Raw genomic sequence first — 22,645 nt, 5'->3', positions numbered from 1 at the left:
CCAACCAGCGTTTCTCTCATTTACTTCTTATATGGGTATTGGACGGCATCACCCCGCCCGAACGGGTACACCGATCACCTAGACATAAAAATAAAGAAGGAAAGTATTTAAAGCTTTTCTGTAAAGCTTATAGAAGCTAGGCAAGCCATCTTCTGTGGATAACCTTATCAAGGCCTTATAAACCGCTGTGTACAGAGAATCACAACTCTGTCAGCAAGCGGTGTCGGACCTGTGCTGCGCTGTCGGAAAAGCTGTGCGTGGAATGTCTCTTTATCCACAGGCTGGTTATCCACAAATTTCAGGCCTGGGTTATACAAAGGGGTCATGGGCGGTTATCCACAGACCTCATGCAGATGCCATTGGTCGGTTTTCAACCCTATAAGATGTTGATTTTCAGGTGGGTGGGCGACACCTACATGTGGATAAGTCTGTTGTGGGTGGTTACAATGGGCGCTTGTTTTCGCCTCACCGGCTTTTGAAACGTAGGGGATATCCGTGTCAGTGGAACTTTGGCAGCAGTGCGTGGAGCTTTTGCGCGATGAGCTGCCTGCCCAGCAATTCAACACCTGGATCCGTCCGCTGCAGGTCGAAGCCGAAGGCGACGAATTGCGTGTCTATGCGCCTAACCGCTTCGTGCTCGACTGGGTAAACGAAAAGTACCTTGGCCGCCTGCTCGAACTGCTCGGTGAGCATGGACAGGGTGCTGCGCCTGCCCTTTCCTTATTAATAGGCAGCAAACGCAGCTCGGCCCCTCGTGCTGCGCCCAATGCTCCCCTGGCAGCAGCTGCCGCGGCCGCTGCAACACAGGCTGCCCAGAGTGCGGCGACTGCCAGCAATGGTGCCTCGGCCCCGGCACCTGCCTCGGTGTCTGCACCTGCGCCAGTCGTCCAGCAGTCACTGGATGTGGACGATGAGCCTTCGCGGGCGAGCTTCGACCCCATGGCCGGCGCCAGCAGCCAACAGGCTCCAGCCCGTGCCGAGCAGCGCAGCGTCCAGGTCGAGGGTGCCCTCAAGCACACCAGTTACCTGAACCGCACGTTCACCTTCGAGAACTTCGTCGAGGGTAAGTCCAACCAGTTGGCGCGCGCCGCTGCCTGGCAAGTGGCCGATAACCCCAAGCATGGCTATAACCCGCTGTTCCTTTATGGCGGTGTGGGCCTGGGTAAAACCCACTTGATGCACGCTGTGGGTAACCATCTTCTGAAGAAGAATCCGAATGCGAAGGTTGTGTACCTGCATTCGGAGCGCTTCGTTGCAGACATGGTCAAGGCGCTGCAGTTGAACGCGATCAACGAATTCAAGCGCTTCTACCGTTCGGTCGATGCGTTGCTGATCGACGACATCCAGTTCTTCGCCCGCAAGGAGCGTTCGCAGGAAGAGTTTTTCCACACCTTCAACGCGCTTCTGGAAGGTGGGCAGCAGGTCATCCTGACCAGTGACCGTTATCCGAAAGAGATCGAAGGTCTCGAGGAACGTCTGAAGTCGCGCTTCGGCTGGGGCCTGACGGTGGCGGTCGAGCCACCGGAACTGGAAACCCGGGTCGCGATTCTCATGAAGAAAGCCGACCAGGCGAAGGTCGAGCTCCCGCACGATGCGGCGTTCTTCATCGCGCAGCGCATTCGCTCCAACGTTCGTGAACTCGAAGGTGCCCTCAAGCGGGTCATCGCGCACTCTCACTTCATGGGCCGCGACATCACCATCGAGCTGATCCGCGAATCCTTGAAAGACCTGTTGGCGCTTCAGGACAAACTGGTCAGTGTGGATAACATTCAGCGAACTGTTGCCGAGTACTACAAGATCAAGATCTCCGACCTTCTGTCGAAACGTCGTTCGAGATCGGTTGCCCGTCCGCGTCAGGTCGCGATGGCGTTGTCCAAAGAATTGACCAACCACAGTCTGCCTGAAATCGGCGACGTGTTTGGCGGGCGAGATCACACCACGGTGCTGCACGCTTGCCGCAAAATCAACGAACTTAAAGAATCCGACGCGGACATCCGCGAGGACTACAAGAACCTGCTGCGTACTTTGACTACGTGATGCCGACGCAGCTTATCAAGGCAAGGGACTAGACCATGCATTTCACCATTCAACGCGAAGCCCTGTTGAAACCCCTGCAACTGGTCGCAGGCGTTGTAGAACGCCGCCAGACCTTGCCGGTTCTGTCTAACGTATTGCTGGTTGTCGAAGGCCAGCAGCTGTCCCTGACCGGTACCGACCTTGAGGTCGAGCTGGTCGGGCGCGTCCAGCTGGAAGAGCCTGCCGAGCCTGGCGAGATCACCGTGCCGGCGCGCAAGCTGATGGACATCTGCAAAAGCCTGCCAAACGATGCATTGATCGACGTCAAGGTCGACGAGCAGAAGCTGGTGGTCAAGGCCGGCCGCAGCCGTTTCACCCTTTCGACGCTGCCAGCCAACGACTTCCCGACTGTGGAAGAAGGCCCTGGCTCGCTGACGTTCAGCCTGGTTCAAAGCAAACTGCGCCGTTTGATCGAGCGCACCAGCTTTGCCATGGCTCAGCAGGATGTCCGTTACTACCTCAACGGCATGCTGATCGAAGTTCAGTCGGGCGTGCTGCGCGCCGTTGCCACCGACGGTCACCGTCTGGCGATGTGCTCGATGGCCGCTGAAATCGAACAGGCTGACCGTCATCAGGTCATCGTGCCACGCAAGGGTATCCTTGAGCTGGCGCGCCTTTTGACCGAACAGGACGGTCTGGTCAGCATCGTGCTGGGTCAACACCACATCCGTGCAACCACCGGCGAGTTCACCTTTACCTCCAAACTGGTAGACGGCAAATTCCCGGACTACGAGCGTGTTCTGCCAAAAGGCGGCGACAAACTGGTGGTGGGTGATCGTCAGGCGCTGCGCGAAGCGTTCAGCCGCACTGCGATTCTTTCCAACGAGAAGTACCGTGGCATCCGCTTGCAGCTGGCCAATGGTCAACTGAAGATCCAGGCCAACAACCCTGAGCAGGAAGAAGCGGAAGAAGAAATCGGCGTTGACTACAACGGCAGCACGCTGGAGATCGGCTTCAACGTGAGCTATCTGCTCGATGTGCTGGGCGTCATGACCACCGAGCAGGTGCGTCTGCTCCTGTCCGACTCCAACAGCAGTGCGCTGGTACAGGAATCGGGCAACGACGACTCGGCGTATGTTGTCATGCCGATGCGTCTGTAATCAGCAGAACCTAGATGTCTCTTAGCCGCGTCTCGGTCACCGGGGTGCGCAATCTGCACCCGGTGACCTTCTCCCCCTCTCCTCGTATCAATATCCTTTATGGCGCCAACGGCAGTGGTAAAACCAGTGTCCTGGAAGCCATTCACTTGCTTGGCTTGGCTCGCTCCTTCCGTAGCATTCGGTTGCAACCTGTCATCCAGTACGAACAGCCTGCTTGCACAGTCTTTGGCCAGGTCGAACTGGCCGAAGGTGGACACAGCAATCTCGGTATTTCACGAGACAGGCAAGGTGAGTTCCAGATTCGTATCGATGGCCAGAATGCCAAGAGCGCTGCGCAGCTCGCCGAAACGCTACCGCTGCAACTGATAAATCCCGACAGCTTTCGGCTGCTGGAGGGTGCCCCGAAAATCCGCAGGCAGTTTCTGGATTGGGGAGTGTTCCACGTGGAACCTCGATTCATGGCCACTTGGCAGCGTTTGCAGAAGGCGCTGAGGCAGCGAAACTCGTGGCTTCGGCATGGTACACTTGACGCCGCTTCGCAGGCGGCCTGGGATCGAGAGCTGTGCCTGGCCAGTGATGAAATCGATGAATTTCGTCGCGCTTATATCAAAGCGCTGAAACCTGTTTTTGAGCAAACGTTGAGTGAGCTGGTAGAGCTCGAAGGGCTTACCCTGAGTTACTACCGTGGCTGGGACAAGGAAAAAGACCTGAGCAGCGTGCTCGCCTCTTCTCTCTATCGTGACCAGCAGATGGGTCACACCCAAGCCGGACCGCAACGAGCGGATCTGCGACTCAGACTCGGTGGGCACAACGCGGCGGACATTTTGTCACGCGGCCAACAGAAGTTGGTGGTATGTGCCCTGCGTATTGCTCAAGGACATTTGGTCAGCCAGGCCCGCCGCGGGCAATGTATCTACCTCGTCGATGACCTTCCATCGGAGCTCGACGAGAACCATCGCAGCGCGCTGTGTCGCCTGCTGGAAGAATTACGCTGCCAGGTTTTTATCACCTGTGTAGATCATGAATTGTTGAGGGAAGGCTGGCAGACGGAAACGCCAGTTGCGGTGTTCCACGTGGAACACGGCAGTATCACCCAGACCCACGACCATCGGGAGTGAATGCATGAGCGAAAATCAAACGTACGACTCGTCCAGCATTAAGGTGCTGAAAGGACTTGATGCCGTACGCAAGCGTCCCGGTATGTACATCGGCGATACGGACGATGGCAGCGGTCTTCACCACATGGTGTTTGAGGTGGTGGATAACTCTATCGACGAAGCACTGGCCGGTTATTGCGACGACATCACAGTCATCATCCACCCGGACGAATCCATCACCGTGCGCGACAACGGCCGCGGCATTCCGGTCGATGTGCATAAAGAAGAAGGCGTTTCCGCAGCCGAGGTCATCATGACCGTGCTGCACGCCGGCGGTAAGTTCGACGACAACTCCTACAAAGTATCCGGCGGTCTGCACGGTGTAGGTGTTTCCGTGGTTAACGCACTGTCAGAAGAATTGAACCTGACCGTGCGCCGCAGTGGCAAGATCTGGGAACAGACCTATGTTCACGGCGTTCCTCAGGAGCCCATGAAGATCGTCGGCGACAGTGACACTACCGGTACCGAGATCCACTTCAAACCCTCCGCTGAAACCTTCAAGAACATTCACTTCAGCTGGGACATCCTGGCCAAGCGCATTCGTGAACTGTCGTTCCTGAACTCCGGTGTGGGCATCGTTCTTCGCGACGAGCGCAGCGGCAAGGAAGAGCTCTTCAAATATGAAGGTGGTCTGCGTGCGTTCGTCGAATACCTGAACACCAACAAGACCCCGGTCAACCAGGTGTTCCACTTCAGCGTTCAGCGTGAAGATGGCGTGGGCGTGGAAATCGCCCTGCAGTGGAACGACAGCTTCAACGAGAACCTGCTGTGCTTCACCAACAATATTCCGCAGCGCGATGGCGGCACTCACCTGGTGGGCTTCCGCTCTGCGCTGACTCGCAACCTGAACAACTACATTGAACAGGAAGGTCTGGCCAAGAAGCACAAGGTTGCCACCACCGGTGACGACGCGCGTGAAGGCCTGACTGCGATCATCTCGGTCAAGGTGCCGGATCCGAAGTTCAGCTCGCAGACCAAGGACAAGCTGGTTTCTTCCGAAGTGAAGACCGCTGTCGAACAGGAGATGGGCAAGTACTTCTCCGACTTCCTGCTGGAGAATCCGAACGAAGCTAAGGCCGTTGTCGGCAAGATGATCGACGCTGCCCGCGCCCGTGAGGCTGCGCGTAAAGCGCGTGAGATGACTCGCCGCAAAGGCGCGCTGGATATCGCCGGCCTGCCAGGCAAACTGGCTGACTGCCAGGAGAAGGACCCTGCCCTCTCCGAACTGTACCTGGTCGAGGGTGACTCCGCTGGCGGTTCCGCCAAGCAGGGTCGTAACCGCAAGACCCAGGCCATCCTGCCGTTGAAGGGCAAGATCCTCAACGTCGAGAAAGCGCGCTTCGACAAGATGATTTCCTCGCAGGAAGTCGGCACGCTGATCACCGCGCTGGGCTGCGGCATCGGTCGCGAAGAGTACAACATCGACAAGCTGCGCTATCACAACATCATCATCATGACCGATGCTGACGTTGACGGTTCGCACATCCGCACCCTGCTGCTGACCTTCTTCTTCCGTCAGTTGCCGGAGCTGGTCGAGCGTGGCTACATCTACATCGCACAGCCGCCGCTGTACAAGGTCAAGAAAGGCAAGCAAGAGCAGTACATCAAAGACGACGACGCCATGGAAGAGTACATGACGCAGTCGGCCCTGGAAGATGCAAGCCTGCACCTGAACGAATCCGCGCCTGGTATTTCCGGTGCGGCGCTGGAGAAGCTGGTCAACGATTTCCGCATGGTCATGAAGACGCTCAAGCGTCTGTCGCGCCTGTACCCTCAGGAGCTGACCGAGCACTTCGTCTACCTGCCGCCGGTTACGCTGGAGCAGTTGTCGAACCACACCGCCATGCAAGAGTGGCTGGCCAAGTTCGACGAGCGTCTGCGCAACGGCGAGAAGTCGGGCCTGGTCTACAAAGCCAGCCTGCGCGAAGACCGTGAACGTAACGTCTGGCTGCCAGAGGTCGAGCTGATCTCCCACGGCCTGTCCAACTACGTCACCTTCAACCGCGATTTCTTCGGCAGCAACGACTACAAGACCGTCACCGCCCTCGGTGCCCAGATCAGCACCCTGCTGGAGGAAGGCGCCTATGTACAACGTGGCGAGCGCAAGAAAGCCGTCACCGAGTTCAAGGAAGCGCTTGCCTGGCTGATGGCTGAAAGCACCAAGCGTCACACCATCCAGCGATACAAAGGTCTGGGCGAGATGAACCCGGATCAGCTGTGGGAAACCACGATGGACCCGACCGTGCGCCGCATGCTCAAGGTCACCATCGAAGACGCAATCGCTGCCGATCAGATCTTCAACACCCTGATGGGCGACGCTGTAGAACCTCGCCGCGACTTTATCGAAGCCAACGCACTGGCGGTGTCGAACCTGGACTTCTAAGGTTCACCCGCTGAAACAAAACCCTGGCCATGCAAATGACCGGGGTTTTTGTTTTTCAGACAGCGCCCTTTCTCAGGCCAACCCAGTACGCCTTGAGCCCATTCAAACGTCCGTTGAGGTAAGCGGCAAATGAATGTCGTCTGGCCATGGCCGGCTTCTCGACGAAGTGCCAGGAGAACATCGCCAGGATCAGCACGATGGGAAAGGCCAGCAGCATCATGCTGATGGGGCCGACTCCCTTGAGTTCATGGGCGAGGATTTCCTGCACAGGGAAGGCGTAGATATAGACGCCGTAGGAATAATCCCCCAGTTGGTTGTAGCGATCCACGAAAGAGTTCGTGGCGAAGCCGAGGTAGAAAATCAGCCAGCTCCAGGCCAGCACGAAGCACTCATAGAACCATGGCGTGCCGTATGTCCCTGCAGCCAAGGCGGCCAGTGGCAGCAGCCAGAGCAGGCGGTGCTGGACATGCGCCCTGTATCGGTAGAGCGCCATGCCGATCACGAAAGGCAGGCTCCAGGTGAACAAGAACTGGGCACGGTGCATCTCGCTCACCAGGGTTGTGTGGGCGAGCAGGTATTTGAAGGCGACATAAGCGACTGCGTACACCAGCAGGAAACCGGCGAAGCGCGGACCGCGAGCATAGAAGGCGAACGCCCCCAGTGCACCGACCAGCACATACAGCGTGACCTCGTAGAACAGCGTCCACAATGATCCGTTGATCCCAGGCCAAGGGTTATCCTGGAACACACCCGGCAACTGGAACTTCATGCTGAACAGCATCAGGTTATTGCTCAGGTAGCTATAAATCGCGCCCGAGCGGAAATATTCCACGGTGCCGAGTGTCGTAAAGATCGGGCCGAGCACAAAGACGCAGAGCACGAGTACCAAGGTTAACCCGGGGTAGATCCGCAGGAAGCGGGCCGCGAAAAAATCCAGCCCGGTGGGGGCTCGGTCACGGCTCAGCGAGATGAAGAAGCCCGAGACGCAAAAGAAGGTAATGACCGCCAGTTCCCCCAGCGAGATGCCCAGCCATGAGGACAAGGGCTCGACCGCCGAGCTTCCCAGTGCCAGTGGATAACTGTGGGATATCAGCACGGCGGTGGCAGCGAGCATCCTGATCAGATTGAAGTTGTTGTTTCGCCTGCTAGCCAGATCACCCAATGTATTCATACCGCCTCCGCCCACGATCAGGGCTACAACGTGACGCTTCTCCTGCCGAACGATGCGCAATACTGAAGGAGTTACGAAATGTGTTTCGACGTTGAAACGATACACCCGGCTCATCATTCGTCTAATTGCCATAGGCAATGGGCCACTGAATAAGCTGCTTGCCAATAAATTGACCAGAACGGCTCCCCGATAGATTTTCCGTGGGGAACGATCAATAAGAAAATTCTGGAACTCACCATGTCTGCCGACGCGCGTATCGCAACACTGCAACAGACTGTGGAAGGCCAACGGCTGAAGGACAGTGCCGCTGAACAATGGCGGGAATGGGGACCGTATCTGAGCGACCGGCAGTGGGGCACGGTGCGGGAGGATTACAGCGCCAGCGGTGATGCCTGGGATTTCTTTCCCCACGATCACGCCCGCAGCCGAACGTACCGCTGGGGTGAGGACGGGCTGGCGGGCTTTTCGGACAAGTCGCAGCACTGGTGCCTGGGCCTTGCGCTATGGAACGAGCGGGACCCGATCATCAAGGAGCGGCTCTTTGGCCTGAACAACGCCGAAGGCAATCACGGTGAAGACGTGAAGGAACTGTATTTTCATGTCGATGGCGTACCGAGCCACGCCTACATGCGCATGCTGTACAAGTACTCTCACGCTGCATTTCCCTACAGCGACCTGGTTCAGGAAAATGCTCGCCGCGGTTTGAACGATCCCGAATACGAGGTCCTCGACACGGGCGTGTTCAACGACAACCACTACTTCGATGTAAGCATCGAATACGCCAAGCACGCCCCCGATGACATCTTCATGCGGGTGACGGTGCACAACCGCTCCGATCAGGCTGCTCGCCTGCATGTGTTGCCACAGCTATGGGCGCGGGATATCTGGAGCAGTGACGCGGAACACAAGCGCCCTTCCCTCTCGTTGCAAGACGATCAGGTCCTGGCGCTGCATCCAGTCGAAGGTGCCAAGCACGTCACCGCATGGGGACACGGGCAACAACCTTGTCAGTGGTTGTTCTGCGACAACCGCACCAACACCCGCAGGCTTTTCAATCTGCCTGCCGAGGGACCTTTCAAGGACGGGATCAACGACTGGCTGGTAGCCGGCGATGCACTGGCAATCCGCCGGGATTCCGGGACCAAGGTCGCTGCTCATTTTCTCCTGGAACTCGAAGGCGGCGCGTCGCAGTGCGTGTATCTGCGATTCGCCCCGGCGGATTCCCCGCGGGTGAATGCCAAGGCGCTGTTCGAACATCGCCGAGGTGAGGCGGACGAATTCTATGCCGCGCTGCAGCACAATCTATCGGACGCCGACGCCCGCAACGTTCAGAGGCAGGCATTGGCCGGCCTGTTGTGGTCCAAGCAGCTCTATTACTTCGACGTGAAAGCCTGGCTCGACGGTGACCCGGGCCAGCCGCCGTTGCCCAGGGAGCGTTCGCACATCCGCAACAGTCAGTGGCGGCATCTGTGCAATTTCGACATCGTCTCCATGCCGGACAAATGGGAGTACCCCTGGTACGCCTCATGGGATCTGGCGTTTCAGGCGGTGGCCTTTGCACTGATCGATATCGGCTTTGCCAAGGACCAGTTACTGCTGTTGGTCAAAGACCGTTTCATGCACCCCAACGGCCAGCTTCCAGCTTACGAATGGCGCTTCGACGACGCCAATCCGCCGGTACATGCCTGGGCGTCCTGGCGCGTGTACCAGATGGAAAAGGCGCAGACAGGCAAGGGCGATGTCGATTTCCTCGAGCGAGTTTTCCACAAGCTGCTGCTGAATTTTTCCTGGTGGGTCAACCGCAAGGATGCCGAAGGGCACAACATCTTCCAGGGTGGCTTTCTGGGGCTGGATAACATCGGCCTGTTCGACCGCTCTGCTGCCCTCGCCCCCGGCTACCAGCTCGACCAGGCCGACGGCACTGCCTGGGTTGCCGGTTACGCGCTGGACCTGATGCGCATCGCGCTGGAACTGGCGCAGCACAACGAGGTGTACGTCGACATCGCGGTGAAGTTTTTCGAACACTTCCTGTACATTGCCGGCGCGATCAACGAGGTCGACAAAGACGACGTGGAAGGGCTGTGGAACGATGACGACGGTTTCTTCTATGACGTTCTGCACCGCCCGGACGGGCTGCGTGAATCGGTGCGGCTCCGATCCTTCGTCGGGCTTATCCCGTTGTTCGCCGTGCGCGTGCTGGAACAGCGCGAACATGAAGGCCTCAAGGGGCTGCGTGAACGCCTCCTGGGTTTCCTCCACCATCGCCCGGACCTGGCTGCGTTGATCTCGCGCTGGACCGAGCCGGGCAAAGGCAACCGTCTGCTGCTGGCCCTGTTGCGCGGCCAGCGTACCAAGGATCTCATCGCCCGCATGCTCGATGAGAGCGAGTTCCTCTCCCCTTACGGGGTACGCTCCCTGTCGCGGTTCTACGGCGAGCAGCCGTTCAGCATGCAGATCAACGGCAACACCCTGTCTGCGGACTATGAGCCTGCCGAGTCGAATTCACGGTTGTTTGGCGGCAACTCCAATTGGCGAGGTCCGGTGTGGATGCCGCTCAACTACATGCTGATCGAGTCGCTGCGTGAGTTTCATCGCTACTACGACGAGAACTTCTCGGTGGAATACCCCAGCGGTTCTGGGTATCTGGCATCACTCGAAGAAGTGGCTGACGGACTAAGCGCCCGCATAAACAGACTTTTCCTACGCGACGAGGAAGGCAACCGGCCGTCCATGGTGGGTTATCCACAGTTACAGATAGACCCGCAGAGCCGCGACCTGGTGCTGTTTCACGAGTACTTCCATGGCGAGAATGGCCGTGGCCTCGGTGCTTCACACCAGACCGGCTGGAGCGCGCTGGTTGCCCTGCTGTTGCAGCCAAAGGGATAAACTGCGCGATTGATGCACGCCACACCACGGGCCAAGGAGCTGTACCCGGATGTCGTTTCGCAAATACCAGAAAGTGCTGTCCATCCCTCGCGTTCTGCCTGCCACGCTGTTCATGTTCGTGGCAGGCATTCCGCTGACGGTCATGACCCTGACGCTGAGCCTGCACGTGCTCAACGACATGGGCCGCAGCTACTTCGATGCCGGGTTGGTGGGCACGGCCACTGCGCTGGGCTTTGCCGTGGGTTCGCCCATGCTGGGGCGGATGATCGATCGCCACGGCCTGCGCCCGGTGATCGCCGTCAGTGGCGTGTTATCCACAATCGCCTGGTGCCTGCTGCCCGTAGTGAACTACCCGCTGTTTGTTACGTTCGCGTTCCTGGCGGGGGTGTCCACGGTGCCGACCGGCTCCCTGGCGCGGCAGTTCGTGGCGAGTCTGGTCCCGCTGGATCAGCGTCGCCCCGCCTACACGCTGAACATGATGCTGACCGAGCTGTCGTTCGTGATCAGCCCGGCGGTGGCGATCCTGTTGATAACCACCTATTCGGCGTCGGCCATCCTTGTGGGTATTGGTGTCTGGCGGGCGTTGGCCTACATCGCGCTCTATGCACTGAACTGGCCTACACGCAGCGCGGATGAAATGACCAAGGATCCGGACCCGGTCCGGCCAAGTATCAGGACCTGGATGACACCCCAGTTGCTGGGCGTGCTGCTGGTGAGTGCCGGTGCCCTGTTCGTGGTGTTCGGCACCGAGCTTGCGTTGATCGCGGTACTGCGCACCAACGGTGAAGTGGCATTCACCGGCTACGTGATCGCGGCGATGGCCATGGCGTCAATCTGTGGGGGCTTCGTGCACGGCGCCGTTCACAGCTCCTGGTCGCAACTGCGCCTGGCGCTGACCATGAGCCTGTTGCTGTTGCCGGTGGTGTTCTTCGATGGGGTCTGGTGGTGGCTGATGCTGGCGTTACTGCCCAACAACCTGTTGTGCACGCCGACGCTGGCAGCAGGTTCCGAGGCGGTCGCCAAGCTCGCGCCTGCCAACGTGCGGGGCGAGGTGATGGGGTTGCATGATTCGGCCAACAGGCTCGGTCAGACGCTTTCCACGCCGCTTGTAGGGCTTGCGATTGACCACCTCTCCCCTGCGATGGGATTCGTCGCTGCGGGCTGTGGCGGGTTGGTGCTGGTGGGAATGGCAGCCCTTTGCAATCTGTGGATATCCAGGACTGCCAAGAGGGTGTAAAGGCACGATCGGTCCTGGCCCGGGAGGGCTCAAGACCGATGTTTTCAGAGAAGGTAAGGCGCTGTCAGAAAAAACTTATGCACGTTTTGGGGTGAATAGTAGCGTCAAGAAATAAGTAGCTAAATTAATGACTTAGCTTCGATTTCAGAAATTCTCCAACAATTGGTGCACAGGTTATCCACAATTCATACGGGTGATTTTTCCGCCACGGGTGCAGGTGTGGCGGGCGAGCCCAGTGCCTTTTGAGTGGCTTCGTTCCAGGCGGCTACACGGTCATTGAGTGCGGCCACTGCACGTGGGCCGGTGCCCTCGGCGTACATCGGTTCACCAATCACCACGTCGATGGTGCCAGGCGTTTTGCCCCAGCCTTCTTTCGCCCAGTACTTGCCTGCGTTGTGGGCGATGGGCAGCACAGGCATTTCGGCATTCACTGCCATGGCCGAGCCACTGCGTGAGAACTTTCCGATCTGGCCGTAAGGCACGCGAGTCCCTTCCGGGAAGATCAGCACCCAGACACCGTCCTTGAGCAACTCATCGCCCTTTTTCGCCACGATCTTGAGCGCAGCTTTCGGGTTGCCGCGGTCGATGGCAATCGGACGCAGCATCGCCATGGCCCAGCCAAAGAACGGCACGTACAGCAGTTCACGCTTGAGCACCTGGCTCAGCGGCTGGAAATGCGCCGACAGGAAGAAGGTTTCCCAGGTGCTCTGGTGGTTGGAGACGATCACGCAAGGCGTCTGCGGGACGTTCTCCTGGCCCGTGACCCGGACATTGATGTTCAGGAATACCCTTGTCAGCCACAGCGCGCAGCGGCACCAGTACACATTGATGAACCGGTAGCGAAGACGAAACGGCAGAAAAGGCGCGACAAAGAAACTCAGCGAGCACCACAGCAGAGCGCTGGTGCCCAGCAGCAGGTAAAAGAAGAAGATCCTGATGGCCTGCACTATCGACATAGCTGCTTTTACCATTACGGGCAGAGCCCGGATTGAGCGTGCCGCTGGACGACCGGTCAGCCGTTCAACGGGGCGCTGTTGTGAATAAGTTCTGCGGCAACCGCCGCCAGATCGTCAAAAACCAGGGTTTGCGCAGGCAACGGGTTGCTCCGCGTCTTCTGACCTTTGCCCGTCATGACCAGAACAGGTTGAGAGTCGACGGCCACCGCCGCCTCCAGGTCACCCTTGCTGTCGCCGACGAACCACACGCCGCGCAGATCCACGCCGTAATGGCGAGCGATGGTCTGCAACATGCCGGGCCTGGGTTTGCGGCATTCGCACCCCTGATCCGGCCCATGGGGGCAGTAAACAATCAGACCGACCTCGCCGCCCTGCTCTGCCACCAGCTCGCGCAGGCGCGCGTGCATGGCATCGAGGGTAGCCAGGTCGTAATAACCGCGAGCAATGCCCGACTGGTTGGTGGCCACTGCCACCGTCCAGCCGGCCTTGCTCAACTGCGCGATCGCCTCGATCGAGCCGGGGATCGGAATCCACTCGGCCACCGACTTGATGTAAGCGTCGGAGTCTTCGTTGATCACTCCGTCCCGATCGAGAATCAGCAGCTTCAAATCATGCGCTCCAGCGTTAGCCCAACAGGGAAATGTCGGCGACACCCAGGAACAGGTTACGCAGGCGCGCCAGCAACGCATAACGGTTGGCACGCACGCTGGCGTCTTCGGCGTTGACCATCACGGCTTCGAAGAAGGCATCCACAGGCTCGCGCAGTGCTGCCAGACGGGCCAGCGCTTCGTTGTACTGACGGTTGGCCGACATCGGCGCCACGGCCTGGTCTGCCTGCTGAATGGCCGAGTACAGCGAGAACTCGTTGGCGTTGTCGAAGTACTTGGGCTCGACGGTCTGGGCGATGTTGCCCTCGGCCTTGCTCAACAGGTTCGACACGCGCTTGTTCACGGCGGCCAGTGCTGCGGCTTCAGGCAACTTGCGGAACGCCTGGACGGCTTGCACGCGTTGGTCGAAGTCCAGCGCCGAACCCGGCTGCAGGGCACGCACCGACAGGTACACCGACACGTCCACGCCTTCGTCTTCGTAGCGCGCACGCAGGCGGTCGAAGATGAATTCCAGAACCTGCTCGGCCAGGCCTGCGGATTTCACCTTGGCACCGAACTGGGTGACGGCGAACTGCACGGTCTTGATCAGGTCCAGATCCAGCTTCTTCTCGATCAGGATGCGCAGGATGCCCAGCGCCGCGCGACGCAGTGCATAGGGGTCCTTGCTACCGGTTGGCAGCATGCCGATGCCGAAGATGCCGACCAGGGTGTCGAGCTTGTCGGCGATGGCCACCGCAGCGCCAGTCAGGGTGCTCGGCAGTTCAGCGCCGGCGCCACGTGGCATGTACTGCTCGTTCAGAGCCAGTGCGACGTCTTCCGGCTCGCCATCGGCCAGCGCGTAGTAGTAGCCCGCCACGCCCTGCATTTCCGGGAATTCGCCGACCATTTCGGTCGCCAGGTCGCACTTGGACAGGATGCCCGCACGGCCTGCACGCTGGGCGTCGCCGCCAATGCGTGGGGCGATGAAGGCGGCCAGCCTGGAAACCCGCTCGGCCTTGTCGAACACGGTGCCCAGTTGAGCCTGGAACACCACGTTCTGCAGGCGCTGGTTGAATGTCTCCAGGCTCTGCTTCTTGTCCTGCTTGAAGAAGAACTCGGCGTCGGTCAGGCGCGGGCGCACGACTTTCTCGTTACCCAGCACGATCTGCGACGGGTCCTTGCTCTCGACGTTGGCCACCGTGATGAAGCGCGGCAGCAGCTTGCCTTCGGCATCCAGCAGGCAGAAATACTTCTGGTTGTCCTGCATGGTGGTGATCAGGGCTTCCTGCGGCACTTCCAGGAAACGCTCTTCGAAGGAGCACACCAGCGGCACCGGCCACTCGACCAGCGCAGTCACTTCGTCGAGCAGCGCAGGCGGCACGATCGCGGTGCCTTCGTGCTGGGTGGCCAGCTCGTCGACGCGCTTGCTGATCAGCGCACGGCGCTCGTTGAAGTCTGCCAGTACATAGGCCGCGCGCAGGTCGCTGGCGTAGTTGGCAGGCGAGGTGATGCGCACGTTTTCCGGATGATGGAAACGATGACCACGGGATTCACGGCCTGAGCGCTGAGCGAGGATGGTGCAGTCGACAACCTGATCGCCGAACAGCATCACCAGCCACTGGGTCGGACGCACGAACTCTTCCTTGCGCGCACCCCAGCGCATGCGCTTGGGGATCGGCAGGTCGTTGAGCGAGTCTTCGATGATGGTCGGCAGCAGGCTGACCGTCGGCTTGCCGGCGATGCTCTGGCTGTAGCGCAGCTTCGGGCCGCTCTGATCGATCTCGGAGAGGTCGACGCCGCACTTCTTGGCAAAGCCCAGGGCTGCCTGGGTCGGGTTGCCTTCGGCATCGAACGCTGCCTGGCGTGGCGGGCCGTCCAGATTGACGCTGCGGTCCGGCTGTTGGGTCGCGAGTTCAGTTACCAGCACGGCCAGACGGCGCGGCGCGGCGTAGACCTGCTTGGCACTGTAGGTCAGGCCGGCGGCCTGCAGGCCTTTTTCGATACCGGCCAGGAACGACTCGGCCAGGGTGGTCAGGGCTTTGGGTGGCAGTTCTTCGGTGCCCAATTCAACCAGGAAATCTTGAGCACTCATTGTGCAGCCTCCAGCTTAGCCAACACTTCGTCACGAATATCAGGTGCAGCCATCGGGAAGCCAAGCTTGGCCCGGGCCATCAGGTACGCCTGGGCCACGGAGCGGGCCAGGGTGCGTACGCGCAGGATGTACTGCTGACGCGCAGTCACGGAAATCGCGCGGCGGGCATCGAGCAGGTTGAAGGTGTGCGAGGCCTTGAGGACCATTTCATAGCTCGGCAGCGGCAGTTCGGCTGCGATCAGGCGCATCGCTTCGCTTTCGTAGAAATCGAACAGTTCGAACAGTTTGTCGACGTTGGCGTGTTCGAAGTTGTAGGTCGATTGCTCCACTTCGTTCTGGTGGAACACATCGCCGTAGGTGACTTTGCCGAACGGGCCGTCAGTCCAGACCAGGTCGTAGACCGAATCGACGCCTTGCAGGTACATCGCCAGGCGTTCCAGGCCGTAGGTGATTTCGCCGGTCACCGGGTAGCACTCGATGCCGCCCACTTGCTGGAAGTAGGTGAACTGCGAGACTTCCATGCCGTTGAGCCAGATTTCCCAGCCCAGGCCCCAGGCGCCCAGGGTCGGCGATTCCCAGTTGTCTTCGACGAAGCGTACGTCGTGGACCAGCGGGTCCAGGCCAACGTGCTTGAGCGAGCCCAGGTACAGTTCCTGGAAGTTGTCCGGGTTGGGCTTCAAGACCACCTGGAACTGGTAGTAGTGCTGCAGGCGGTTTGGGTTTTCGCCATAACGGCCATCGGTAGGACGACGGCTCGGCTGGACGTAGGCGGCGTTCCAGGTTTCCGGGCCGACGGCGCGCAGAAACGTTGCAGTGTGGAAAGTGCCGGCGCCCACTTCCATATCGTAGGGCTGAAGTACCACACAACCTTGCTCGGCCCAGTATTGCTGGAGGGCGAGGATCAAGTCTTGGAAGGTACGCACGGCTGGCGTAGGCTGGCTCACGAAATTCACCTGTACTGGGGGGCTGCGATTTAAAGAGCGGGAGTATACCCGATTCGGCGCCGCCTCCACCCTTGGGAGCCCTATGCCACGCTGCTTTTGGTGCAACGAAGATCCGCTTTACATGGACTACCACGATCAAGAGTGGGGTGTGCCGTTGCGCGACGCGCAGATGCTGTTCGAGTTCCTGTTGCTCGAAGGGTTCCAGGCCGGCCTTTCGTGGATCACGATTTTGAAGAAGCGCGCCCGCTACCGCGAAGTGATGTTCAACTTCGACGTCAACCGGATCGCCGCCATGACCGACGCCGAGATCGAAGCCCTGATGCTCGAACCCGGCATCGTTCGCAATCGCCTGAAACTCAACGGCGCGCGCAAGAACGCCCAGGCCTGGCTGCGCCTTGAAGACCCGGTGACGTTTGTCTGGTCCTTTGTGGGCGGCCAACCCAAAGTGAATCACTTCAAGGACCGCAGCGAAGTCCCGGCCATCACGCCCGAGGCCGAGGCCATGAGCAAGGCGTTGAAGAAAGCGGGCTTCACCTTCGTCGGCCCGACCATTTGCTACGCCTACATGCAGGCGACGGGGATGGTGATGGACCACACGACCGATTGTGATCGGTACGCGCAGCTCGTTGGTTGACTGTAGGAGCGCGCTTGCCCGCGATTGCGGTGTGCCAGGTAAATCAAAGTGCCTGAAACAATGCTATCGCGGGCAAGCGCGCTCCTACAGGTCCGCGTGACCGCAGGAGTGGTTACAATGCCCGCCTCATCGATTCAGGAGTGATCTGTGGATAAGTTCAAAGGCGCCTTGATGGTCGGGGCATTGCGGTTGTTTGCCCTGTTGCCGTGGCGCGCGGTGCAATGGGTCGGCACCGCCATCGGCTGGCTGATGTGGAAGCTGCCCAACCGTTCCCGTGAGGTGGCGCGGATCAACCTTTCCAAGTGTTTCCCGGAGCTGAGCCCCACCGAACTCGAAGCGCTGGCGGGCCGCAGCCTGATGGACATCGGCAAGACCCTGACCGAAAGCGCCTGCGCCTGGATCTGGCCTGCTCAAAAATCGATCAATCTGGTGCGCGAAGTCGAAGGCCTGCACATCCTCAAGGACGCGCTGGCGTCTGGCAAAGGTGTGGTCGGCATCACCAGCCACCTGGGCAACTGGGAAGTGCTCAACCACTTCTATTGCAGCCAGTGCAAACCGATCATTTTCTACCGCCCGCCCAAGTTGAAGGCGGTGGACGAATTGCTGCGCAAGCAGCGCGTGCAACTGGGCAACCGTGTGGCGGCCTCGACGAAGGAAGGGATTCTGAGCGTCATCAAGGAAGTGCGCAAAGGGGGCTCGGTGGGCATTCCGGCTGACCCTGAGCCGGCAGAGTCTGCGGGAATTTTCGTGCCGTTCTGTGGGACGGTGGCGCTGACCAGCAAGTTCGTGCCGAACATGCTGGCCGGTGGCAAGGCGGTGGGGGTGTTCCTGCACGCGATGCGCCTGGAAGATGGTTCGGGCTATAAGGTGGTGCTGGAAGCCGCGCCGGACGAGATGTACAGCACCGACGCCGAAACCTCGGCGGCGGCGATGAGCAAGGTAGTGGAAAAGTATGTGCGGGCGTATCCGAGCCAGTACATGTGGACCATGAAACGCTTCAAAAAGCGGCCTGAGGGCGAGGCGCGCTGGTATTGACCAACGCAAAACCCGAACCCCGCGCGCACCCCGAAACCCGCGCAAAACCTGAACTCCGCGCAAAAACCTGTAGGAGCGCGCTTGCCCGCGACAGCGGAGTGTCAGTCAAATCGATGTTTCAGACGCACCGCGGTCGCGGGCAAGCGCGCTCCTACGGAAGTTTGGTCGTACGATCCAGCTTCTTCAGAAACACCGTCATTTCCTTCTCGGCCTGCTTGTCGCCATGGCCGACCGCCGCCGCGATGCCCTGCTCCCACGCCTTGCGCGCCTGATCGCTATCCCCTGAAGCCAGCCACGCCTTGCCCAGCAGCTTCCACGCCGCCGAGTACTTGGGATCGAATTCGACGCAGCGCTGCAGGTGCTCCACTGCCTTGAGGTGATCGCCTGCGTCCAGATACCCCTTGCCCAGGCCGAACCGCAGCAAGGCATTGTCCATGCCCTTGGCGAGCATTTTTTCCAGTGATTCGAGCACGCGGCGTCTCCTTTAGAAAAAACTCAAACCCACCTGAAACAGCCGCTCCACGTCGCGGATATGCTTTTTATCCACAAGGAACATGATCACGTGGTCGCCGGACTCGATCACCGTGCTGTCGTGGGCGATGAGCACCTGTTCATCCCGGGTGATGGCGCCGATGGTGGTGCCCGGCGGCAGGTTGATGTGCTTGATCGCCTTGCCGATGACCTTGCTCGACCGTGCATCGCCGTGGGCGACGATCTCGATGGCCTCTGCCGCACCGCGCCGCAACGAGTGCACGCTGACGATATCGCCGCGCCGCACGTGGGCCAGCAGGGTGCCGATGGTCGCCAGTTGCGGGCTGACCGCGATGTCGATCTCCCCGCCCTGAACCAGATCCACATACGCCGAGTTGTTGATGATGGTCATGACCTTCTTCGCCCCCAGCCGCTTGGCCAGCAGCGAGGACATGATATTGGCCTCGTCGTCGTTGGTCAGCGCCAGGAACAGGTCGGCGTTGTCGATGTTCTCTTCCATCAGCAGGTCGCGATCCGAGGAGCTGCCTTGCAGGATCACCGTGTTGTCCAGGGTGTCCGAGAGATGACGGCAACGGGCCGGGTTCATCTCGATGATCTTCACCTGGTAACGGTTTTCGATGGCTTCGGCCAAGCGCTCGCCGATCTGCCCGCCACCGGCGATGACGATGCGCTTGTAGCTCTCGTCCAGCCGGCGCATTTCGCCCATCACGGCGCGAATGTCCGCCTTGGCGGCAATGAAGAAGACTTCGTCATCGGCTTCGATCACGGTATCGCCTTGCGGACTGATCGGACGGTCACGACGGAAAATGGCTGCGACCCGCGTGTCCACATTCGGCATGTGCGCCCGCAACTGACGCAATTGCTGGCCCACCAGAGGGCCGCCGTAGTAAGCCTTCACGGCCACCAACTGGACCTTGCCTTCGGCGAAGTCGATCACCTGCAGGGCGCTGGGGTATTCGATCAGACGCTTGATGTAGTTGGTGACCACCTGCTCGGGGCTGATGAGCACATCGACCGGAATCGCTTCGTTGTCGAACAGGCCGGCGCGGGTCAGGTAGGCGGATTCACGCACCCGGGCGATCTTGGTCGGGGTGTGAAACAGCGTGTAGGCGACCTGGCAGGCGACCATATTGGTCTCGTCGCTGCTGGTTACGGCCACCAGCATGTCGGCGTCGTCGGCACCGGCCTGGCGCAACACGGTGGGAAACGAGCCTTTTCCCTGGATGGTGCGAATGTCGAGCCGGTCACCCAATGCGCGCAAACGGTCGGCGTCGGTGTCCACCACGGTGATGTCATTGGCTTCGCTGGCCAGATGTTCCGCCAGCGTACCGCCGACCTGGCCTGCGCCGAGAATGATGATCTTCAATCAGCTTCTCCCTGAAAATTACCGCCTTGTAGGAGCGCGCTTGCCCGCGACCGCGGTATGTCTGAAACATGGATGTGACTGACACACCGCGGTCGTCCGAATGCGGCCCAGAGCAAGCGCGCTCCTACAGGTCAGGCTGCGGAAATCTTGATCAACTTGGCGTAATAGAACCCGTCATGCCCGCCTTCCTGCGCCAGCAACTGGCGACCGTGAGGCTGCTTGAGCCCCGGCGGCGGGTTGCCGTTCTGGCCGGCGATGTCCAGTTCCCGCGCACCCGGCGTGCGAGCCAGGAACGCCTCGATCACCTCGGTGTTCTCGGTCGGCAGCGTCGAGCAGGTGGCGTACAACAACATGCCGCCCACTTGCAGCGTCGGCCACAACGCGTCGAGCAGCTCGCCCTGCAAGGTGGCCAGGGCAGGAATGTCATCGGCCTGGCGGGTCAGCTTGATGTCGGGATGGCGGCGGATCACACCGGTCGCCGAGCACGGCGCATCGAGCAGGATGCGCTGGAACGGCTTGCCGTCCCACCACTGATCGGTGGCACGGGCGTCGGCGGCGATCAACTCGGCGCTCAGGCCCAGGCGGTCGAGGTTCTCCTTGACCCGCACCATGCGCTTGGCTTCCAGATCCACCGCCACCACGCCCGACAAGCCCGGTTGCACTTCCAGCAGATGGCAGGTCTTGCCACCCGGTGCACAGCAGGCGTCGAGCACCCGTTGGCCCGGCGCCAGCTCCAGCAGATCGGCGGCCAGTTGCGCGGCTTCGTCCTGCACGCTGATCCAGCCCTCGGCGAAACCCGGCAAGCCGCGGACATCGCCCGGTTCGGTGAGGACAATGCCGTCCTGGCTGAAGCCGCTGGCTGCCGCAGCAATACCTGCGTCGGCCAGCAATTGCAGGTACTGATCGCGGGTCTTGTGACGGCGATTGACCCGCAGAATCATCGGAGGGTGGGCGTTATTTGCAGCGCAGATGGCTTCCCAATGCTCGGGCCACGCGGCTTTCAGGGCTTTTTGCAGCCAGCGCGGGTGAGCGGTGCGCACCACCGGATCGTGCTCAAGCTCGGTCAACAGCGCTTCACCCTCACGTTGGGCGCGACGCAACACAGCGTTGAGCAGCGCCTTGGCCCAAGGCTTCTTGAGTTTGTCCGCGCAGCCGACCGTCTCGCCGATGGCGGCGTGAGCGGGGATCCGCGAATAGAACAACTGGTACAGGCCGACCAGCAGCAGCGCCTGGACATCAGTGTCGGCTGCCTTGAACGGCTTCTGCAGCAGCCTGGCCGCAAGTGCGGACAACCGCGGCTCCCAGCGGGCGGTGCCGAACGCCAGGTCCTGGGTCAGGCCGCGATCGCGATCATCGACCTTGTCCAGCTGGGCTGGCAGAGAACTGTTGAGCGACGCCTTGCCGCTCAGTACGGCAGCCAGGGCGCGGGCTGCGGCCAGACGCGGGTTCATTGGTTATCCACCATTTGGCCCAGCACCGTGCCCACTGCGAACTTCTCGCGGCGGCTGTTGAACAGGTCAGTGAAGTTCAGCGGCTTGCCGCCCGGCAACTGCAGGCGAGTGAGGCGCAGTGCGTTTTGTCCACAGGCGACGGTCAGGCCGTCTTTGCTCGCTTCGAGAATCGTGCCCGGCGCGCCCTGCCCTTGAGCGACCTGCGCGGCCAGCACTTTCAGTGCTTCGCCGTTGAGCGTGCTGTGGCAGATCGGCCAAGGGTTGAAAGCACGTACCAGACGCTCCAGCTCATCGGCCGGGCGGGTCCAGTCGATGCGCGCTTCATCCTTGTTCAGCTTGTGCGCGTAGTTGGCCAGCGCGTCATCCTGCACCTCGCCCACCAGCGAACCATCGGCCAGGCCGGCGATGGCCTGCACTACGGCGACCGGGCCCAGTTCGGACAGACGGTCATGCAGCGTGCCGCCAGTGTCCTCGGGGCTGATCGGGGTGATGGCCTTGAGCAGCATGGGGCCGGTGTCCAGGCCTGCTTCCATGCGCATCACGGTCACGCCGCTTTCGGCATCACCGGCCTGCACGGCACGCTGGATCGGCGCTGCGCCGCGCCAGCGTGGCAGCAACGAGGCATGACTGTTAATGCAGCCCAGGCGCGGGATATCCAGCACCACCTGCGGCAGGATCAGGCCATAGGCGACCACCACCATCAGGTCCGGCGCGAGCGCAGCCAGTTCGGCCTGAGCCTCGGGGGCACGCAAGGTTGGCGGCTGGAGCACCGGGATATGGTGCTGCAAGGCCAGTTGCTTGACCGGGCTTGGCATCAGCTTTTGCCCACGTCCGGCCGGGCGATCAGGCTGGGTGTAGACCGCAATCACCTCATGAGGGCTGTCGAGCAGGGCTTTGAGGTGTTCGGCGGCGAATTCCGGGGTGCCGGCGAAGACGATGCGCAGTGGCTCAGTCATGGGCTTCTCGTTGGTGAAGATGACTGTAGGAGCGCGCTTGCCCGCGACAGCGTTGCGTCAGGCAAGGTAGATGTCTCTGACACAGCGCTTTCGCGAGCAAGCGCGCTCCTACGGATAAGGGG

The 22,645-nt window shown here is 60.4% G+C and carries 17 protein-coding genes; 8 read left to right on the top strand and 9 right to left on the bottom strand.

All coding sequences use genetic code 11. The features are described 5' to 3' along the window. Window positions 1-495: 495 nt before the first annotated feature. The 4 genes from dnaA to gyrB are packed head-to-tail and all read left to right on the top strand — an operon-like array spanning window position 496 to window position 6,716. Window positions 496-2,037 (top strand): chromosomal replication initiator protein DnaA, encoded by a 1,542-nt coding sequence (gene dnaA, locus ACIPO9_RS25205; RefSeq protein WP_274132087.1) that lies wholly within the window; start codon window positions 496-498, stop codon window positions 2,035-2,037. Window positions 2,038-2,072: 35 nt separating this feature from the next. Further along, entirely contained in the window at window positions 2,073-3,176 is a 1,104-nt protein-coding gene (gene dnaN / locus ACIPO9_RS25200) for a DNA polymerase III subunit beta (RefSeq protein ID WP_274132086.1), read from the top strand. Window positions 3,177-3,190: 14 nt separating this feature from the next. Continuing rightward, window positions 3,191-4,294, top strand: coding sequence for a DNA replication/repair protein RecF (recF, locus tag ACIPO9_RS25195; RefSeq protein WP_400784115.1), 1,104 nt, complete (start codon window positions 3,191-3,193; stop codon window positions 4,292-4,294). A gap of 4 nt (window positions 4,295-4,298) precedes the next feature. Continuing rightward, the gene (gene gyrB / locus ACIPO9_RS25190) at window positions 4,299-6,716 is read left to right on the top strand and encodes a DNA topoisomerase (ATP-hydrolyzing) subunit B (protein ID WP_274132082.1); all 2,418 of its coding nucleotides are present in this window, start codon (window positions 4,299-4,301) and stop codon (window positions 6,714-6,716) included. Between the two features lie 55 nt (window positions 6,717-6,771). Here the strand turns inward: gyrB and ACIPO9_RS25185 are convergent, their stop codons facing one another. Then, the gene (locus ACIPO9_RS25185; RefSeq protein WP_274132081.1) at window positions 6,772-7,992 is read right to left on the bottom strand and encodes an acyltransferase; all 1,221 of its coding nucleotides are present in this window, start codon (window positions 7,990-7,992) and stop codon (window positions 6,772-6,774) included. Between the two features lie 132 nt (window positions 7,993-8,124). On the opposite strand from ACIPO9_RS25185, the gene ACIPO9_RS25180 reads away from it, so the two are divergent. Then, complete coding sequence (locus ACIPO9_RS25180) at window positions 8,125-10,773, top strand: MGH1-like glycoside hydrolase domain-containing protein (RefSeq protein ID WP_400784113.1); 2,649 nt, start codon at window positions 8,125-8,127, stop codon at window positions 10,771-10,773. A gap of 49 nt (window positions 10,774-10,822) precedes the next feature. Beyond that, on the top strand, window positions 10,823-12,010 hold the full coding sequence (locus ACIPO9_RS25175) for an MFS transporter (protein ID WP_400784111.1): 1,188 nt from the start codon (window positions 10,823-10,825) through the stop codon (window positions 12,008-12,010). A 185-nt stretch (window positions 12,011-12,195) separates the two neighbouring features. On the opposite strand, the gene ACIPO9_RS25170 is transcribed toward ACIPO9_RS25175, so the two are convergent. Genes ACIPO9_RS25170 through glyQ form a run of 4 tightly spaced genes read right to left on the bottom strand, consistent with a single transcriptional unit; the run spans window position 12,196 to window position 16,589 of the window. Next, the gene (locus ACIPO9_RS25170) at window positions 12,196-12,966 is read right to left on the bottom strand and encodes a 1-acyl-sn-glycerol-3-phosphate acyltransferase (protein ID WP_274132078.1); all 771 of its coding nucleotides are present in this window, start codon (window positions 12,964-12,966) and stop codon (window positions 12,196-12,198) included. Between the two features lie 56 nt (window positions 12,967-13,022). Continuing rightward, window positions 13,023-13,574, bottom strand: coding sequence for a D-glycero-beta-D-manno-heptose 1,7-bisphosphate 7-phosphatase (gmhB, locus tag ACIPO9_RS25165; protein ID WP_400610563.1), 552 nt, complete (start codon window positions 13,572-13,574; stop codon window positions 13,023-13,025). Window positions 13,575-13,590: 16 nt separating this feature from the next. Then, complete coding sequence (gene glyS / locus ACIPO9_RS25160) at window positions 13,591-15,645, bottom strand: glycine--tRNA ligase subunit beta (RefSeq protein WP_400784110.1); 2,055 nt, start codon at window positions 15,643-15,645, stop codon at window positions 13,591-13,593. Continuing rightward, a complete protein-coding gene (gene glyQ / locus ACIPO9_RS25155) occupies window positions 15,642-16,589 on the bottom strand; it encodes a glycine--tRNA ligase subunit alpha (RefSeq protein ID WP_274132075.1) in 948 nt (315 codons plus the stop codon). Before glyQ ends, glyS begins: the two co-directional genes overlap by 4 nt. 82 nt (window positions 16,590-16,671) lie before the next feature. Here glyQ and ACIPO9_RS25150 point away from each other — a divergent pair, with 82 nt between their 5' ends. Continuing rightward, window positions 16,672-17,223 (top strand): DNA-3-methyladenine glycosylase I, encoded by a 552-nt coding sequence (locus tag ACIPO9_RS25150; protein ID WP_400784108.1) that lies wholly within the window; start codon window positions 16,672-16,674, stop codon window positions 17,221-17,223. A 147-nt stretch (window positions 17,224-17,370) separates the two neighbouring features. Beyond that, window positions 17,371-18,258 (top strand): lysophospholipid acyltransferase, encoded by an 888-nt coding sequence (locus ACIPO9_RS25145; protein WP_400784106.1) that lies wholly within the window; start codon window positions 17,371-17,373, stop codon window positions 18,256-18,258. Between the two features lie 151 nt (window positions 18,259-18,409). On the opposite strand, the gene ACIPO9_RS25140 is transcribed toward ACIPO9_RS25145, so the two are convergent. The 4 genes from ACIPO9_RS25140 to fmt all read right to left on the bottom strand — a co-directional run bounded on the left by ACIPO9_RS25140 (window position 18,410) and on the right by fmt (window position 22,523). Continuing rightward, complete coding sequence (locus ACIPO9_RS25140) at window positions 18,410-18,709, bottom strand: tetratricopeptide repeat protein (protein WP_400784128.1); 300 nt, start codon at window positions 18,707-18,709, stop codon at window positions 18,410-18,412. Between the two features lie 33 nt (window positions 18,710-18,742). Continuing rightward, window positions 18,743-20,116 carry a Trk system potassium transporter TrkA gene (gene trkA / locus ACIPO9_RS25135; RefSeq protein WP_400784104.1) on the bottom strand — a complete coding sequence of 458 codons (1,374 nt, stop codon included), beginning with the start codon at window positions 20,114-20,116 and terminating at the stop codon, window positions 18,743-18,745. A 131-nt stretch (window positions 20,117-20,247) separates the two neighbouring features. Continuing rightward, the gene (gene rsmB / locus ACIPO9_RS25130; protein ID WP_400784102.1) at window positions 20,248-21,567 is read right to left on the bottom strand and encodes a 16S rRNA (cytosine(967)-C(5))-methyltransferase RsmB; all 1,320 of its coding nucleotides are present in this window, start codon (window positions 21,565-21,567) and stop codon (window positions 20,248-20,250) included. Continuing rightward, on the bottom strand, window positions 21,564-22,523 hold the full coding sequence (gene fmt, locus ACIPO9_RS25125; protein ID WP_400784100.1) for a methionyl-tRNA formyltransferase: 960 nt from the start codon (window positions 22,521-22,523) through the stop codon (window positions 21,564-21,566). Before fmt ends, rsmB begins: the two co-directional genes overlap by 4 nt. Between the last annotated feature and the right edge of the window lie 122 nt (window positions 22,524-22,645).

It is taken from the genome of Pseudomonas sp. NPDC090203, assembly GCF_044746765.1.
Taxonomy (GTDB): Bacteria; Pseudomonadota; Gammaproteobacteria; order Pseudomonadales; family Pseudomonadaceae; genus Aquipseudomonas; species Aquipseudomonas putida_AD.
This window is presented reverse-complemented; position numbering and strand designations above follow the sequence as displayed.

What these genes read in the sequence shown, in the direction of transcription:
- dnaN (WP_274132086.1), top strand. Translation starts at nt 2,073, where the DNA reads ATGCATTTCACCATTCAACGCGAAGCCCTGTTGAAACCCCTGCAACTG.
- recF (WP_400784115.1), top strand. Translation starts at nt 3,191, where the DNA reads ATGTCTCTTAGCCGCGTCTCGGTCACCGGGGTGCGCAATCTGCACCCG.
- gyrB (WP_274132082.1), top strand. Translation starts at nt 4,299, where the DNA reads ATGAGCGAAAATCAAACGTACGACTCGTCCAGCATTAAGGTGCTGAAA.
- ACIPO9_RS25180 (WP_400784113.1), top strand. Translation starts at nt 8,125, where the DNA reads ATGTCTGCCGACGCGCGTATCGCAACACTGCAACAGACTGTGGAAGGC.
- ACIPO9_RS25175 (WP_400784111.1), top strand. Translation starts at nt 10,823, where the DNA reads ATGTCGTTTCGCAAATACCAGAAAGTGCTGTCCATCCCTCGCGTTCTG.
- ACIPO9_RS25170 (WP_274132078.1), bottom strand. Translation starts at nt 12,966, where the DNA reads ATGTCGATAGTGCAGGCCATCAGGATCTTCTTCTTTTACCTGCTGCTG.
- glyS (WP_400784110.1), bottom strand. Translation starts at nt 15,645, where the DNA reads ATGAGTGCTCAAGATTTCCTGGTTGAATTGGGCACCGAAGAACTGCCA.
- ACIPO9_RS25150 (WP_400784108.1), top strand. Translation starts at nt 16,672, where the DNA reads ATGCCACGCTGCTTTTGGTGCAACGAAGATCCGCTTTACATGGACTAC.
- ACIPO9_RS25140 (WP_400784128.1), bottom strand. Translation starts at nt 18,709, where the DNA reads ATGCTCGCCAAGGGCATGGACAATGCCTTGCTGCGGTTCGGCCTGGGC.
- rsmB (WP_400784102.1), bottom strand. Translation starts at nt 21,567, where the DNA reads ATGAACCCGCGTCTGGCCGCAGCCCGCGCCCTGGCTGCCGTACTGAGC.
- fmt (WP_400784100.1), bottom strand. Translation starts at nt 22,523, where the DNA reads ATGACTGAGCCACTGCGCATCGTCTTCGCCGGCACCCCGGAATTCGCC.